Origin of the sequence: Burkholderia sp. HI2714 (assembly GCF_002223085.1) — a bacterium.
In the GTDB taxonomy this organism is placed as follows: domain Bacteria; phylum Pseudomonadota; class Gammaproteobacteria; order Burkholderiales; family Burkholderiaceae; genus Burkholderia; species Burkholderia lata_D.
The window spans coordinates 55,132-69,497 of the sequence record NZ_NKFM01000071.1; the positions used below are offsets into that span (position 1 = coordinate 55,132).

At 59.1% G+C, this 14,366-nt stretch carries 18 protein-coding genes; 1 reads left to right on the forward strand and 17 read right to left on the reverse strand.

All coding sequences use genetic code 11. The annotated features are described in order from the left end of the window. Position 1: 1 nt before the first annotated feature. The 14 genes from CFB82_RS39340 to CFB82_RS39405 form a co-directional block, all read right to left on the reverse strand. Positions 2-913, reverse strand: a complete 912-nt coding sequence (locus CFB82_RS39340; RefSeq protein ID WP_227745830.1) for a DsbC family protein — start codon at positions 911-913, stop codon at positions 2-4. Beyond that, a complete protein-coding gene (locus tag CFB82_RS39345) occupies positions 910-1,185 on the reverse strand; it encodes a hypothetical protein (RefSeq protein ID WP_227745829.1) in 276 nt (91 codons plus the stop codon). Before CFB82_RS39345 ends, CFB82_RS39340 begins: the two co-directional genes overlap by 4 nt. Further along, positions 1,182-1,535 (reverse strand): hypothetical protein, encoded by a 354-nt coding sequence (locus CFB82_RS39350; RefSeq protein WP_089487639.1) that lies wholly within the window; start codon positions 1,533-1,535, stop codon positions 1,182-1,184. Before CFB82_RS39350 ends, CFB82_RS39345 begins: the two co-directional genes overlap by 4 nt. A 2-nt stretch (positions 1,536-1,537) precedes the next feature. After that, positions 1,538-1,996: a hypothetical protein gene (locus CFB82_RS39355; protein ID WP_089487640.1), complete on the reverse strand. Its 459-nt coding sequence runs from the start codon at positions 1,994-1,996 to the stop codon at positions 1,538-1,540. Next, on the reverse strand, positions 1,993-2,421 hold the full coding sequence (locus tag CFB82_RS39360; RefSeq protein WP_089487641.1) for an HNH endonuclease: 429 nt from the start codon (positions 2,419-2,421) through the stop codon (positions 1,993-1,995). Before CFB82_RS39360 ends, CFB82_RS39355 begins: the two co-directional genes overlap by 4 nt. Continuing rightward, positions 2,418-3,269 carry a hypothetical protein gene (locus CFB82_RS39365; RefSeq protein WP_176016868.1) on the reverse strand — a complete coding sequence of 284 codons (852 nt, stop codon included), beginning with the start codon at positions 3,267-3,269 and terminating at the stop codon, positions 2,418-2,420. The genes CFB82_RS39360 and CFB82_RS39365 overlap by 4 nt, the downstream gene beginning before the upstream one ends. Next, entirely contained in the window at positions 3,262-4,608 is a 1,347-nt protein-coding gene (locus CFB82_RS39370) for a TraB/VirB10 family protein (protein ID WP_252996728.1), read from the reverse strand. Before CFB82_RS39370 ends, CFB82_RS39365 begins: the two co-directional genes overlap by 8 nt. After that, positions 4,577-5,323: a type-F conjugative transfer system secretin TraK gene (locus CFB82_RS39375; RefSeq protein WP_227745828.1), complete on the reverse strand. Its 747-nt coding sequence runs from the start codon at positions 5,321-5,323 to the stop codon at positions 4,577-4,579. The genes CFB82_RS39370 and CFB82_RS39375 overlap by 32 nt, the downstream gene beginning before the upstream one ends. Then, a complete protein-coding gene (locus tag CFB82_RS39380) occupies positions 5,320-5,931 on the reverse strand; it encodes a type IV conjugative transfer system protein TraE (RefSeq protein ID WP_089487642.1) in 612 nt (203 codons plus the stop codon). The genes CFB82_RS39375 and CFB82_RS39380 overlap by 4 nt, the downstream gene beginning before the upstream one ends. A 4-nt stretch (positions 5,932-5,935) precedes the next feature. Further along, positions 5,936-6,223: a type IV conjugative transfer system protein TraL gene (gene traL, locus CFB82_RS39385; protein ID WP_089487643.1), complete on the reverse strand. Its 288-nt coding sequence runs from the start codon at positions 6,221-6,223 to the stop codon at positions 5,936-5,938. A 12-nt stretch (positions 6,224-6,235) separates the two neighbouring features. Further along, positions 6,236-6,634 carry a hypothetical protein gene (locus CFB82_RS39390; protein ID WP_027811065.1) on the reverse strand — a complete coding sequence of 133 codons (399 nt, stop codon included), beginning with the start codon at positions 6,632-6,634 and terminating at the stop codon, positions 6,236-6,238. 179 nt (positions 6,635-6,813) lie between these two features. Continuing rightward, positions 6,814-7,203, reverse strand: a complete 390-nt coding sequence (locus CFB82_RS39395; protein WP_089487644.1) for a hypothetical protein — start codon at positions 7,201-7,203, stop codon at positions 6,814-6,816. After that, complete coding sequence (locus CFB82_RS39400) at positions 7,200-7,886, reverse strand: lytic transglycosylase domain-containing protein (RefSeq protein ID WP_227745827.1); 687 nt, start codon at positions 7,884-7,886, stop codon at positions 7,200-7,202. The genes CFB82_RS39395 and CFB82_RS39400 overlap by 4 nt, the downstream gene beginning before the upstream one ends. A gap of 528 nt (positions 7,887-8,414) precedes the next feature. Further along, positions 8,415-8,666 carry a hypothetical protein gene (locus tag CFB82_RS39405; protein ID WP_034192245.1) on the reverse strand — a complete coding sequence of 84 codons (252 nt, stop codon included), beginning with the start codon at positions 8,664-8,666 and terminating at the stop codon, positions 8,415-8,417. A gap of 282 nt (positions 8,667-8,948) precedes the next feature. On the opposite strand from CFB82_RS39405, the gene CFB82_RS39410 reads away from it, so the two are divergent. Beyond that, the gene (locus CFB82_RS39410; protein ID WP_089487645.1) at positions 8,949-9,566 is read left to right on the forward strand and encodes a helix-turn-helix domain-containing protein; all 618 of its coding nucleotides are present in this window, start codon (positions 8,949-8,951) and stop codon (positions 9,564-9,566) included. Here the strand turns inward: CFB82_RS39410 and CFB82_RS39415 are convergent. The 3 genes from CFB82_RS39415 to mobF all read right to left on the reverse strand — a co-directional run bounded on the left by CFB82_RS39415 (position 9,553) and on the right by mobF (position 14,366). Then, positions 9,553-10,365, reverse strand: coding sequence for a VUT family protein (locus CFB82_RS39415; RefSeq protein ID WP_227745826.1), 813 nt, complete (start codon positions 10,363-10,365; stop codon positions 9,553-9,555). The two genes, CFB82_RS39410 and CFB82_RS39415, sit on opposite strands and share 14 nt — an antisense overlap. A 167-nt stretch (positions 10,366-10,532) precedes the next feature. Next, a complete protein-coding gene (locus CFB82_RS39420) occupies positions 10,533-11,009 on the reverse strand; it encodes a cupin domain-containing protein (protein WP_227745825.1) in 477 nt (158 codons plus the stop codon). A gap of 462 nt (positions 11,010-11,471) precedes the next feature. After that, the gene (gene mobF, locus CFB82_RS39425; protein ID WP_089487647.1) at positions 11,472-14,366 is read right to left on the reverse strand and encodes a MobF family relaxase; all 2,895 of its coding nucleotides are present in this window, start codon (positions 14,364-14,366) and stop codon (positions 11,472-11,474) included.

Here is a 14,366-nt window from a genome sequence, read left to right on the forward strand (position 1 = left end):
GTCACTTCGCTCCAAGCCATTGATCGATTGCTTCGGCGCTGGCGGCGCCCGGCAGCACCCGCCCGTCCTCGCTCACGAGCGCAGGCGTGCCGGAAATTCCAATGCTTGCGGCCAGGGCTTCGTTCGCGTCGATGGGATTTGCGCACGACACGAGCTTCGGCTCGACGCGTGGCGGGGCAGGCGTTTTGGCAGCGCCGCCAGCCGGAGTCGATCCTTGGTCGCGCATCCAGCGCGACAATGCGAGGGGCATCCACGCATGCCAGGCGGCAAGCCTGTCGTCGGCGCACCAGATCGCTATGGAATGGGCGCGGGCACGCGGATGAATCGATTCGAGCGGGTACATGAAACGGTAGATCGTGACGTCCTTCAGCTTGGAGAGGTCATCCTCCAAGGCCAGACAGTAGGGACAATCGGGATCGTCGAAGATCGCGAGCTTGCGACGGCCGCTACCATGAACCTCGACGAACGCGTCCTGAAGCCGATCCGCAGGGAACCGCACCTTCTGCAGTGCTTGCTCGAGCGGTACGGTCAGATCCTGTTGCGTCACCATGTCGAAGAGGTGGCCAAACAGGAAGTACCGCCCGGTGACGTCCGTATAGGCAACCTTGTTACCCATCACGACCTCGTAGATTCCAGCCGACGGCGTGGCGGCGATCTCGCGAAACTGGGTAGCCGGATAGCGTGCATGGAGCGCCGCCTTGAGCGCAGCTACGCCGGGATCAAGGTTCGGGTCGGCAGGGTTGATCTGCGACGTCGCAGCCTGAGCGACGGACGCCGTGGCACCGACTTCAGAGCTTGGCCCGGCGACGCGCGCCGGAACCGTGGATGGCACCGCGGATGTACCTTGGGTGGTGCAGCCCCACGCGATGCACGTCGTCATCAGAAGAGCGAAAGTGAATTTGGCGTGTTTCATTGGATCATTGAGCATGTTGAGGGCGAGGTGCCGGCGGCGAACGTGGGCGCCGACGCTGGAGGGACGGTCATTTGCCGAGATGGCTTCGAAAAAGCGTGATGCTTGACCCCATCGATCGTGCGGCCAGCCAGCTTCTTACCAACGCGCAGCATGCGGGCGTCGCCGTCGTCGTAGGCTGCTGAATCGCTGCCGTCGTAGACCTGGCCAGTCCGTTTGGCCCACGCTCCGAACCACGTGTGGTCGCACCACTCCATCTTGCTGATCTCGGTCATCGCCGCACCATCATGCAAAGGTCCGCCCGGCGCTTGATCTCAGCCGCGTATACGGTCAAGTCGCCGGTCAACACAACATGCGTGCGCGGTGCGGCCGGCACACCGACATACTCTTCAACAGGGGAATCCGCGGTCCGCTTATCTCCGGCAATGCAGACGTTGTAGCCCCGCGAATTCGGAACATGCGCAATCGAGAGCGTGCCCTGCGAGACCATCGCTTCGAGCAGCGGGCGAATCCGTGCCGCGCTCAGGTGAAACTCGCTTGCCAACGCGTAGGCTGCATAGGCGACACGTGGGCGCATGGCAGCCAGTTCATCGTTGGCAGTCGGCATATATTTGGCACGAGGCATGGTCAGTCCTCCAGGGCCTTGCGGCGTTGCACGAAGTCCCACAGCGCTGCCGGCAAGAACCGCGCCTCTGCACCTCGCTGGTCGAGCATCATCGCGACGTTGGCAACATCCACGGGATCGCCCATCGCGACGACCTCGATAAGCTCGCTCGCGAGCGTCATCGCCGAGACGGTCGCGGGGTCGCGCCATCCGCTACGGCCTTCTTGACGCTTCTTGGCGAGCTTGCGTTTCATCCGCGCAGCGAAGAGGTCAACGGCGACATCGTCCGGATGTACTGAGCCAGCGCGTCGGTTCCAGGCGGCTGCAGCGGCAGCGGCGTCGTTGAAGAGCAGCACCATCTGATAGCCGGGGCACGCGAGTTCGACGCAACTCCCACCGAACATCGCCTCGGAAACACGCATGACCGCGTCAAGGTCGCAGTACGGACACGGGACAAGTTGATAATCGCGGGGAGAGTTCATTGAAGTTCTCCAGAGACGGCCGCGCGCGCAGCGACCCGCTCGAAATAGAAGACGACAGGCGCCCCGGTTTCCTCGATCAACCCGTAGCACTTCGCCAGGCGATAGATCGGGTGATACGCGTTGAGGGAGGCGACATGCTTCATGAGCGCTTGGCGCCACTGCTCAAGCGACATCTGCCCCTTGCTGATGTTGCAAGGCGGACAGGACGGCATGTAATTCGACTCGACGTCACGCTCCGGATGCCTCGACGGGCCGCTCACAAGCTTCCATTGGCCATCCGCGGTTCGCTTGGTCTCGACCGCGCGTACAACCGGGTCTACATGGTCGCCATGCCACCGATCGGGCAATGGCACTCCACAGTACGCGCAGCGGCCGTCGTATTTGCGCCGGAGCCGATCGCGCTGTGCTTTCGTCAGTCGGCTCACGCTTTATGCTCCACGGCAGGTGCGGCAGCATCCTGGCAGCCGACCCCACGATCCGCGCCTGCGTCCAGCTTGACGGCGCCGGCGCGGCGCGCTTCGGCCGTGGAACGGATCACAATCTCCACCTGTTCCCAGAGCCAGGGCTTGCAGTCGCGCGCAAGTTCGTTCGGAAAGCCGGTAATGCCAATGGCACCGGCCGGCGTCCTGATGTCGAGTTGGCCGCCCATGACCGGACTGCTGGAAATCTTCGTGAGCTCGCCACCTGCAACGATCTCGGGCGACGCAGGGGCAGGCGCGATGGCCTCGCCCTTGTACCAGTGCATCATGGCGAGCAGGCCGATATCGATGGGGTCGCCCTTGTCGACGTGCGAGCGCAACATCGTCGACAGGTCATCCCGTTGCGCGCCCCACCAGCCGGTACGCCCCTGGGCTCTCCCCACTGCCATCTTTGCTTTCAACTCGCTGGTGAACCCGTCGAGTGCCGCGTCGTCGAACGCTGCCGCACTGGTCAGCGGATTCGCGTCGGTCACGTCGGTAACGGCTGACGACCCAAGCTCGTTGCTGGAGAGGTCCAGCAGATCCGCAGCTTGCTTAAGAAATTCCAGGAAGCCCGATTGAAACGCGGGATCGCCGCGAAATCGATCGGCACCGATATCCGCGAATCCCCGCACGTGCTCGGCAACGAGCAAAGCCGCACCGAGCCAACCGGCAAGCGCCCGGCGCATTTCCGGTTGGTGGTAGTTGCCGTCTCCATCCTGCCTGAACGACGCTTCGTGGTCCGCTTCGTCCGCACACCGCTGCATTGCGGCCTCGAACGCGGCCATGGTCACGCTCTTCGTTTCATCAATCATCGGTGTAGCCCCCATCGTTAGCACGGCCATCGTTGGCCAAGCCATCGTTGATGTTGCTGATATCGGAGAGGGCGCCGTCGTATTCGGCTCCCTTTGTCACGGCGAACTCGACAATGCGACCACCGTCCGTTTCGATCACAGGGAAAAGCTTCTCAGCCGTGCGGATGTAGTACTGCTTAAGAGCGTCGGCGCCTCCAGAGACGCCACTGCCGATAGCAGCACGGCCGACCTGGCTCGGATTGATAATGGAGGTCGACCCAAGGGCGGTGTTACTGAGGGTGTTGGCGGACTGATTGAACGCTTGCCCAATCCCGGACGAGATACCGGCGAACACCGACATGGCCAATGCCGATCCTGCCTTCGAGACGAGCCGCCCTCGCACACCCTCCTTGCCGTCCTCGCCCATCACGTTGCCCTTGATCGGCATTTCCACGGTTCGGCCGTTCTTCAAGATGCAGTCGAGCGTTTCGCCGCGCATGTGAGTGCGCTCGCTAGACACATCGCCATACGCCTGCGTCAGAATCCGGCACTCCGTGATGTCGAGCTTCCGGCTGTTCGGCAGATTGGCTGGGTCCAATACCTGGAGGAACACGGGAAGGGGGTCGTGCTGCGCCTCACCGCCCGTTGGGGCGTCGACACCGTTCATCATGAATACGCGAACAAATGAGGAGCCCGGGATGAAGCTGACTTTCTTCTTGCCGTTGGCCTTCAGGCAGTCCTGCTGTGCGCGTGTCGCCTGATCCAACGGCAACGACGAGTAGCGGGGGTCGACGCAGTCGGCCCCGTTGCCGATCGGTGTATTGAATTGAATGATGGCGAGCTTTGGAGGGGCGGCAGCCATGTCGACACCGGGCTTGCCGGATTTGCCGAATGGCGAATTCAGGATTGCGCCCGTCTTGGCCGGGGCCCCGTTGAGGGGAATTGGCTTGTCCAGGGCCGCGTGGTCTGCCGTCGCTCCGGACGCGGGCGCGGGCGCGCTTGCCGGCGTGCTCTTCATCGCGTCGATCCGCTTGCTGAGCTCGTCCTGGGCTTTCGACAAGGCTTTCATCTGCGACATGGCATCGTCGGCGCGCGAATCTATACTCGACATCCTGCGCGTAAGATCTGCGAGTTGCGCCTCGGAGTGAGCCCGCCAGGCATTGCGATCGTTCTGGTCGCCGAGGCTCGTAAACGGCACCTTCGTGGTGAACTGACGATTGGCCGGCCCGCTCTGCGTGAAAAACATACCAACGGCGAAGAGGCCAGCGAGGACGGCGAAACCGGCCACGGTCAGGATCCGCTGGCGGCGCTTGGTTGCTTGATTGACATCACTCATGGTCGCCCCGCTCACGAACGACATAGACGATCGTGCTGGCGCCGGCCGGCAGGTTTGCGTTTTCGATTGCGATGGCGAGCACACCTGGCGCGTAGAGTTCGCGCTCGTCGATGGCCATGTCGGTGTGCGAGGTATTCGAGAGCGTGTAGGTCTCGCCAATGAAATCGCCGTCGCTGTACTGACGGACCAGCGTCAATACAGCCTCCTTCCAGAGCGGCACGACAGTGTCGAGCGACGTGTACGACAGCTGCGGTGCCCCCCGACCACCGGCCATCGCCAGCATCATGAGTTTCACCCGTCGTTGAAAGGCCGATGCTTGGAGCGCTTGGGTCGAGCGCGCTGCAGGCGGTTCGATACGGATATCTTCGGCCGGTCGCGGACCAGGTACGAGCAACAAACGGTAGGTGGTGCCAGCGTCATCGATCACGAACACCGTGATCGACTCATTCAGCGCGGTGGGATTCGCGGGCATGAGCCAGAGCTTCCCGTCGTCTTGCGTCCACGAGATCGAGCCTGGTACGGCTGGCACGATCTTCGAAAAGCTGCGCCCCCCGGACATTGACAGAACGTTGTATTCCGCCGCGGAGATCGAGACCTGCTGCGCTTGCCGATCCGCTCCCTTGACGACCTGGATCGCATGCGCACTAGCGGTAGTCAGGAACAGCACGGCGGCAAACACGAGACGCGGCCTGAAGGCCGTGCACAATTTCGGCGACTGTCGATTGAAGGCAAATTTCATGATGCGGGAGTCTCCGTTGTGACCAGCGGCTCGACGCCTTGTTTGCCGCGCGTGGCTTCTCGGATGTCGAGGAGGACCAAGCGGCCGAAGACGGTGATTCCGAAATAGACCTCATAAGTCTTTTGTTCCGAGCTCGTGCGTTTGCCGGAGATGTAGGTGGTCAAGGTGCCGGTGATTTTCACGGCCTTGTTGCGGAAGTCCACCTCACCTACCCCCATCGGCTCGAAGACGTTCGTCACGCCGTCGTGCTTGATCTGCAGCGCGTCGGCCTCCCATTCGGTCTTGAGCGCGGCGCGCCGATCGTCGTCGACCATGGACAGGAGAATCCGTACGTTGTTGTCGACGGTGGTCGGCGTGACACTTTTGGAAAGGGAAAGCACGTACGCGGCCTGATCGGCGAGGTACTGGTCGTTTGCATACCGGGCTCCGACGACGTAGGTGCCGCGAACGGCTGGCGGCATGATGATGACGCGCTGCGTGACGACCAGCCATGCACAGGTGAGCGCGATGACCACACTGGTGGTGCCGTTTCCGAGCAGCACTTTCTTCAGAAAGCGGTTCTCGGCCTGCAGCTGTTCGCGTGATTGGGCGGCTTTACCGGGTGTCATCGAATCACCCGTTCAGTTCGCGAAGATCGGACGGCGGAAACTTCTTCGGCGCTGGCTGACCCAATACCCAGTACATGACGTGAGCCGACATACCGGGATGCTGGCCCGAGCTGAACTTCTGCCAAAGCGCCGCGACCGCAACGCCCGCGACTAGACCAAGCAGGGTGTGGTTAAGCAACACACCGCCGATCGTGCCAGTGAGCCCGATCGCTGCTACATCCTTGCGAAAGAACAGAAACTTCTCCGGGTCGTCAAGGCGACTGGGTACGTAGTGACTGAGATCATCCGACATCGCCGCTCCCGGTCAAATCGTCGCGGTATAGCTGGCGTCGATGATGCCGACGATTATCCCGGTCAGGATGCCGATTCCCGACGGGACAACGAAAGCACCGTAGTCCTTCACGAACATCGCGCGCACACTCCCGAACATCAAACCAGCGAGTGCGCAGCTTTTTCCGGGATTGCCTTTGACCCATCCCTCAAGGGTGGTCGACCCTTGCTGGAACTCCACGCCGTCCGTTCCAAATGCGTAACGGGCGACCATCATTAGCGTGACCGCGAGGATCACGGCAACGACGAAGTTCAGCGTTTCACGCACTTCGGATTTCTCCAGAAGCGCCTTCGCGCGATCCTCGAAAGCAACGAGGGCGCTCGCGGCTCGATATTCGAGCATCTCGAGCTGGTTGAATTGAGCGGTATTCATCTAGTCCTCATGTGGTAGCTAGCCAGCAGCGCGGGCCGGGGGTTGTGCTCGCGCCGCTATATGCAGCGCGAGCACGATTCAGGGGGAAAGTAGTTAAACGAACAATCGAAATTTCGTTACGGATTACTTACTATTGTGTTTCCTCCTTGGTCGAGTGGTGAATCGGTGAGCTGCGCGGACTAACGGCCCGCCAGGTGCTTCGACGCCGTCCCGACCGCGGCGCCCGCGGTGCAAAGCGTTCGATTCGCCACCTTCGCGACTCGGTGGACATGTCGGATTCGCGCATGCAGGGATCGGTGGCGCTTGGCGATCGGCGTGGAAAGCGCTTGAATGGGCCGGGTTTCTGCGGCCGATACAGGGAGCGATAGATTCTCTTGAACGACAGGCGTCGGCGCCGCGAGGTGCTTGATCGTCGGTTCAGGGCACGAGTCGCCGGAACAGAACACGTAGCGGCCGGAGCCGGGTTCGCCGATCTGCGTGACGTCGTAGTCCGGAAGACGGGAAGACGCAAAGCAGGCTTGCGTAAGGGTCCCGACAATCAGGCCAAGAAGAGGGACGAGGCGCATCATCGCGCGCCTCCTTCGGCGACCTTGCCGAGCGCCGACCGGGCGCGATAGCCCGCATATGCGCGCTGCACCAGCCGGACATAGCGCGCCTGGGCGGCGATGTTCGTGGAACCGGGCCCTGTGTTGTAGCAACCGACGGCGGCCCAGGTCGCGCCCTTGGCCTGGATGCAGTTGGCGAGCACCCACGCGCTGAGCTTAAGGTTCACGCACGGGTTCAGGAGGTCGCGTTGGGTGACGCCGTAGCTGACGAGTTCGGGAAGATGGACATCGTTGATTTGCGCTGCTCCCCATGCCCTGTGGCCGTCCGGCAAGCGCGGCCCAATGGCGCTGGGCACGCCACGGGATTCGACCCAGGTTATCGCCCGCAGGAGATCGGGATCGAGGTGATAGAGGGCTGCAGCCTCATTGAAGATATTCCCCGTGCAAACGTCCGCGATCGCTGGCGCAGCAGAGAGCAGGGCGATCGTGGCAGCAGCTGCCACGCAGAAGGTGCGCATCGCACGCGATGAGTGGCGACGCACGGAATAAAAAACGTAGCGAACCGGGTCAACCCGGTTCGCTACGAGACCGCCTGCAGTCGAGGCACTGAGAGAAAAAAGCGACAGGCGGGATACGAGCGAAAGCTGCTCGTACCGAAAGAGCAACATGGAGCAAAAAGGGGGTCTGTCCGAATAGATGCGTGACACCGAACCCGCAGGGCAAGACATGCCGCTGCGGAGGAGGTTTGACGCGGAACAGCGATCGAATGTGTTGCTCGCGCGTGATATTCCAGTGCGGTGGACAAGGCGTATCGCCGTCGCCTTAAAAAGGGACGCATCGAACGCGTCAACCCCGAAGGATTGACGTACAATATCTGTAGCCACGAGTGGTCTCTCTCAGCTTTCCCAGCTATTTGCTTGTGGTCAGGACATATGGGGTGTTGGCGCACCCTGTATGTCCGTCTTAATTAACTACAACTGCACAACACAGACATGAATGTTCGGAGACTTTCCGAATCTGCGGCGTGACGATATTCGAAGCGCCGCACATGTTTTTTTGTCCACTTCAAAACCCACGGCGGTCAATTGACCAAGATCGCGTACAGAACAGCTAGTCACACGTGGGCAGCGCTCAGAACTCATTACGCTTTCGCGCGAGCGGCTCAGAGGCCGGGCCGACTTCGCATCGGTAAACCTGGCGACTGCCGCTACCTGGATCTACCAGGTTCGTACCGCTCATCCCTTTGGATTCCACTGCAGGGTGATCACGTTAACGTTCAGCTCGTGCTTCTCAAAGTACTTCATCATGCTATCCAGGCTTGCCCATGTTCTCGGTTCATTGCGGAACGTATACAACGTGTGCAAGCCCTCTTTCCAAGACAGTTCGACGACGAAGAGATAGCCCCTATCCGTGCGCAAAACCGATGCGTGCTTGATAGCGTTGTTCTTCGCGGCATCCCGAAATTCCGCCTCAGTAATCTTGCTCAACCCACCCTCCAATGTGCTCAACTGGAGGATAGTAAAGCGATAGCTACCGATTCGGATGGTTCGATTCAATTTCTACCAACATTACCTGTATTGCACTGCATTAGAACATGAATTGCATTGCAAAACAACATATTTTGCAAGACGCAGCGGGAGACTACGATCTTTTCCTCTCACCCTGACCAGCGCCGATCGGTTGACCAGCAAATGACGTTACCAACTGTAACAGGATGTTGAAAATTTTCAACTCCTTCGTTGAACAAAAATTAGGGTCGGACAAAACGCGTGAAGAAAAAGGAAGAACTTGCAAGCCTAGCGGCCACGTTTGTGGCAACGGTCAAACATTTGCAGCAGGAGGCCGGCGTCAACGACTCGGAACTGTCGCGCGCGATCGATCTTGACCGGGGCACGCTCAGCCGCCTGTTGTCGGGTGAAACTATCGATCCGAGATTGAGCACGATTTCAGCAATCGCCCGGTTTTTCGCCGTTCCGATGTCGTCCCTCTTCGGCGAAGAGAGCAGGGGGTTCGTGCCTGTCTATGAGCAGCGGAGTCTGCGCGACGCGCGAAAAGTATCCGCGGCGCCGCGCCACGGTCAGCTGTGGATCAGGGTATCGAACGCAAATTCGAGTCGATTTGCGATTGCACTCGCCCCCAAGAGCCGCACCGAACCGCTTCCGCACAATGCCATCCTTGTCATCGGAGATTATGCCTCTCTTGATTCAGGCGATTTTGCATTTGTCGAAGTAGATGAACAAACTTACACCTTCGTCAAGTTGACGGATGGCGAAAAACTCATCGGTTACGACATAGAATCAACCTCAAAGCGCCGGCCCATATTGATAAATGAGCAAGCGATCATCGGAAAAGTTGTGGAAATCATAATGGGCGCTAGCTCCGAATGAAATTCACCTTATAGTCGTAATGATCGACACCATCACGCGACTTTATCCAGAGAACGATTCTGGAAAACAAGACAGAGAACGCCATTTCGTACAGCATCTTTATCGTGATTTGTGCAAGGACGATCTTGAGAAGCACAGTCAACGGCACAACACCGTAAAACAATAGTGTCCCAAATAGAACGCTATCGACGACTGCTCCGACTGCATTGGCCGCAAGAAAACGAAGAATCAGGGCGCGGCCTCTTAGTGCGATCTTCAGCCTAGATACGACCAGCGAATTAGATAACTCGCCTGCGAAGTAGCCGACAGCCGACGCGCCCAGCGCCCTCATCATTTGATGGGACACTCCGAGAACGCTACCGCCCAGCCATCCCGCCTTCTCGAGCGACAGAATAATCATAATAACCGGGATGTTCACTAAAAACGCACCCCATATCACATGGCGACTTACAACAAATCCATACGTCTCCGTTATGCAAGCCCCAAAGCAATACGTCAACGGAAAAACGACTAGCGCGGTCGGAAAGAGGACGCTGTACCCATGCAGGAACGGCAGGTTGATGGTGGTGATACTATCTCCAATTAAATTGGTAGTGACCAACATGACGCTGAAAAGTGCCGTAAGATAAATAATCCCGTAAGGGAAGTGCGGCACTCGCTCGGTGATGTTCTGGATATTGACGTCGTTAGCATTCACCGTAGCGAGCAATGCGACATCGTTGGCAGAGAATTTGCCAATCCAATCCGCCTCTAACAGTTCACCAACGGGTAGCTTCATCGAAATACCCGTATCATTCACGCGCACTCTCGCGACCGAAAATCGCTTTTCACCATCCTTCGGAAGAATCGCCTCTACCTGGCATCTCGGGATACTATTTGCCGTTACCATAATTGCGCCTGTTCAAAATCGATCCACCAAACAACCAATAGCACCACCGGCCTACCATGGAAAGCCGAACACTCACGTCACTTGGGCAGATTCTGATACGCCATCTTCAATATGATATCTCGATATTGCGGATACTTTCCCAGCAACTCGGACTGAGTAAGAATTCTATAATCAGCATCGTCAAATCCCGGCACAACAGTGCAACTGACCAAAGTGTAATCACCTGAATCGACCGACGCCCCAAAGATCCATCCTCCGCGCATAACTACAGAAAGTACCTCCCCATGTTCCACGTTCGGGCCGAGACGGACCGTCCGATATGCTCCCGTTTCATCGATGACGTGCATGGTAAGTGGGTCGCCAGCGTGGTAGTACCATATTTCATCGGATATCATCTGATGGAAGTGCGACCGGCTATCATGGGTCACCATGAAATAGATTCCGCTATAATTTTTCCTTTCAGCGCCGCTCGCCGTTTTTCGATAAATGTCAGAACCAAACGCGTATCTAAAATAGCCTCCTTCCGGATGAGGCTCCAGACCGAGTTTCCCCATCCAGAATTCCCTAGATTCGTGAGGTCTGCTGCGATTTGAATTTGACATAACGTTTCCCGCAGATATCATGAAAATTATTACAAAAATCGAAACGAAGGTGACTCTTGGAATCACCCCCTTCGGCCCTCTACACATAAATTTATTGTTTTTCGCAAACATACGATGTGGTTTTAGTTGAAATTTCTACTACATCGCGAGACCGCAGGTGCACGGGGAAATAGTACCGCTGCTGATCCTACACGATGATATCGACATCGATTTGAAATTCTTTACCGCTTTGCAATACGGAGGTTCCCGCGGCGAACAGATGTCAACAAATCGAAAGGTATATTCGAGACTCCAACAGAATTCTTTCGATTTGATTTAATTTGAACGCGCAGCGCGCCGGCGACCGAGCAACGTCCCTATAACCGTAACGGCGAGGCGATGGAACAGCGTGCGTCGCGGGCGCGCGCCGCAACCTCAGTCCGGCTCGATCTGCATCTGTTGCGCAGCTTGTTGACGTCGCTGGCGCTGCGGCTGGGTATTCGCCTGCTCGCCCAACTCATGCTCACGCAGCGTCTCGATGGCGCTTGACTTGTCCTGGTGGCGTGAGACGGCCGCTCGAGCGAGAATTGCGTCGGTCGTGAAAATCTGGAGATCCTCGACCGCCCGGGTGAGCCCGACATAGAAGCTCCGGTCGCCGAAGATCCTACGCACCGTCATCGCGACGTCTGACTGGCGCCGAGCATCTTCCGGATCACGCTCCATTTTGTGTGAAGGGATATGCAGCATGGCTTGCTCGCGGGTCGCGCCTTGGCCTGCGTGAACCGTCACCGCGTACGCGTGATCCCAATGACGCTGCGCGTCGAGATCCCAAGGAATTTCCTTGCCATCCGCGAGCCGCAGGACCGCCTGGTTCTCGTTGACAGAAACGACGGTCGCCTCGTGGCCATTCTTGACGAGCTCGTCGCCGCGGGTGAAGCGGATGACGTCACGCGCGGCGAGATTCCTCGTTTCCGAGAGATACACCTCCACCCGGTTGTACTTCTTCGGTTCCCATTCCATTAGAGACCCGTCGGACTTCCGCAGAACGACGATACCCTCGTCGGGTCGAGTGCCCACAACGCGCATGTATTCGCCGCGGGAGGCGAGTATTTTCTGATAGTCACGACCAAACCGGACGGTCATATCCTTGCTGTAGTACTGCGCCTCCTTCTGCTTGGCCCGGGTCATATCGCCGTCGGACCGGAAGATGGTGTGTGCCGAGTCGTTGACATCGAGATCGCCACGCTCCTGCAGCTCCGCCCGAACCGCATTGTTGATTTCGACGCGGTCCTCGTTAAACGGGGTGATGATGATCGTCTGATTTCTTCGTGGTCCCCGGTCGACGTACTGGCGCGCCAACAGGTCGATCAGGTCTCGCGGATCCTCGTGTTCCGTCACGCGCCCAGCTCGCTCGAGAAAGTCGAAGGCGCGAGCGTTACGTGCGAGGTTCAGGTCGGTGAGGGGCTCATCCGGTGCAAGGTCGGCGGTGCCCACGGTGATCGCGACTGCCTGCTGCAACTCGGGATTCTTCTGGCGCTGGATCTGGGTCATCTGAGCGGTGGTCACGCCCTCGTCCTGCAGGATCTCAAACGGTTTGCCCGCCTCGATGGCCTGCAGCTGGAGGCGGTCGCCAAGGAGGATGACCTTCGCATCCGCTCGTTCCGCCATCTTAAATAGGCGAGCCATTTGCCGTTGGGCGAGGAACGATGACTCGTCGACGAGCCAGAGCTCGCGCTCTCGTGATAGGTCCGGCACATACTCGCGCAGGACCTTCAAATCATCCTGGCGCCGCTGCTCATGAATCTCGAACATCGTAACCGTATCGGCCTGGATACCGGAGTCGTTCTCGAGCTGCTTGGCAGCCTGCCCGGTTGCGGCCATCCCTCGTACAAGCCAACCCTGCTCGTGCGCGACCTGGACTGTTCCCTTGACCATCGTGGTTTTGCCCACGCCGGCGAGCCCCTGCACCGCGACGATCCGGTCTCTGCTCGTCAGCGCATGCTCGATCGCGCCTCGCTGGCCGGGGGTGTAGTCGAAGGTGGAATCGTTCCGCTCCGCACGCGCGGTGGCGATGGCCTGTTCGATTCTGGACCGGACTAATTCGGCAGGCGCGATCGCCGGCGTCGCATCTCGCTGCGCGAGCGCGTTCTCGACCGTCCAGCGCTCCGTGTTGAGCATCTTCTCGGTGGTAATGTTGCCGTCCGGAAGGTCGACGATCTTGCCTTGATGGACCAGCTTTTTGTAGGCATCGAGAATCTGATTCGGAGACGTTCGGCCGACCGCATGTTCGAGCGCGGTCTGGACGAGGTCATATTGGTTCAGCACGATTTCGCGCTCACCGAGGTGAGACGCAGCGAACCGTAGGGCTTCAATACCGGACAACTTGACGACCCGTGCATCCGTTCCCGCTTCCCGCGCCTCCCGAGCCTTCTGCTGGATGACGCTGTAGTCGAGGCCGACTGCTTGTGCGCGCTCACGCCATTGAACCGACAAGGCCTCATGGTCGACGCCGACCTTGCGTTCGCGGGTCGCGAGCACGGCACGCTCCTTCTCGGCGGCCGTGGCGTTTGCAGGATCGATTCCGTTGGCCCGCAGCCATCGATCGCGCGCTGCCGAGCGCTGGCTGAAGTGTTCGATCTGCTCTCGAGTGACGCCGACCAGTTCGAAATTCCCGTTCTCGTCGGGTGCCGTGATGGCATAGCCGCGCTTCTGCAACCCGCGCGCGAGCGAGGACGTGTAGATTGCCCCGATCACCTTCTGCTGCACGTACAACTCGTCATTGGTGAGCGATCGCCATTCGCCATCGGCGCGTTGGGTCGCGTTCATGACCAGGGCGTGGGTATGCGTATCGGGGTCGAGATCTCGGCTCGTGTTGTGTCGAAAGAGGGCGGCTACTACATTGCCGGTCGGCTCGACCAGCGTCTCGCCATCGACCGTTTTGCGGGCCTGCGCCACATACGCCTCGACGTACTCGAGCGCCTCCTTGACGGCTTCCTCGTGGGCGAGACGGACCTCGCGATCTTCGAAAACTTCGGCAGCGATACTGACGCTCTTCGGTGCCGAAAACGTCAAATCGATGCCGGGCCGATGCACGACCTCGGGCTCGCCATTCTCGTCCAGGACGACGCGACCGAGTTGCTGATCGCCGACCTGCCCAGACAGCAGCTTGAAAAACACGTTCCGATCGACTTGCCCGTTCAGACCGAGGGTGGCCGCCCCCTTGCCGAACCAGGCGGAATGTTCGAGTCCCTGATCGGTGGTGTAGTAGTTGTCTTTCGAAAAATAGTGGAGCGCCTGGCTGGCGCTGCCGACATTGTGCATGCTCATCAT

Coding starts and splice junctions, on each gene's coding strand:
- CFB82_RS39340 (WP_227745830.1), bottom strand. CDS start 913: ATGAAACACGCCAAATTCACTTTCGCTCTTCTGATGACGACGTGCATC.
- CFB82_RS39345 (WP_227745829.1), bottom strand. CDS start 1,185: ATGACCGAGATCAGCAAGATGGAGTGGTGCGACCACACGTGGTTCGGA.
- CFB82_RS39350 (WP_089487639.1), bottom strand. CDS start 1,535: ATGCCTCGTGCCAAATATATGCCGACTGCCAACGATGAACTGGCTGCC.
- CFB82_RS39355 (WP_089487640.1), bottom strand. CDS start 1,996: ATGAACTCTCCCCGCGATTATCAACTTGTCCCGTGTCCGTACTGCGAC.
- CFB82_RS39365 (WP_176016868.1), bottom strand. CDS start 3,269: ATGATTGATGAAACGAAGAGCGTGACCATGGCCGCGTTCGAGGCCGCA.
- CFB82_RS39370 (WP_252996728.1), bottom strand. CDS start 4,608: ATGTCGTTCGTGAGCGGGGCGACCATGAGTGATGTCAATCAAGCAACC.
- CFB82_RS39375 (WP_227745828.1), bottom strand. CDS start 5,323: ATGAAATTTGCCTTCAATCGACAGTCGCCGAAATTGTGCACGGCCTTC.
- CFB82_RS39380 (WP_089487642.1), bottom strand. CDS start 5,931: ATGACACCCGGTAAAGCCGCCCAATCACGCGAACAGCTGCAGGCCGAG.
- traL (WP_089487643.1), bottom strand. CDS start 6,223: ATGTCGGATGATCTCAGTCACTACGTACCCAGTCGCCTTGACGACCCG.
- CFB82_RS39390 (WP_027811065.1), bottom strand. CDS start 6,634: ATGAATACCGCTCAATTCAACCAGCTCGAGATGCTCGAATATCGAGCC.
- CFB82_RS39395 (WP_089487644.1), bottom strand. CDS start 7,203: ATGATGCGCCTCGTCCCTCTTCTTGGCCTGATTGTCGGGACCCTTACG.
- CFB82_RS39420 (WP_227745825.1), bottom strand. CDS start 11,009: ATGGGGAAACTCGGTCTGGAGCCTCATCCGGAAGGAGGCTATTTTAGA.
- mobF (WP_089487647.1), bottom strand. CDS start 14,366: ATGATGAGCATGCACAATGTCGGCAGCGCCAGCCAGGCGCTCCACTAT.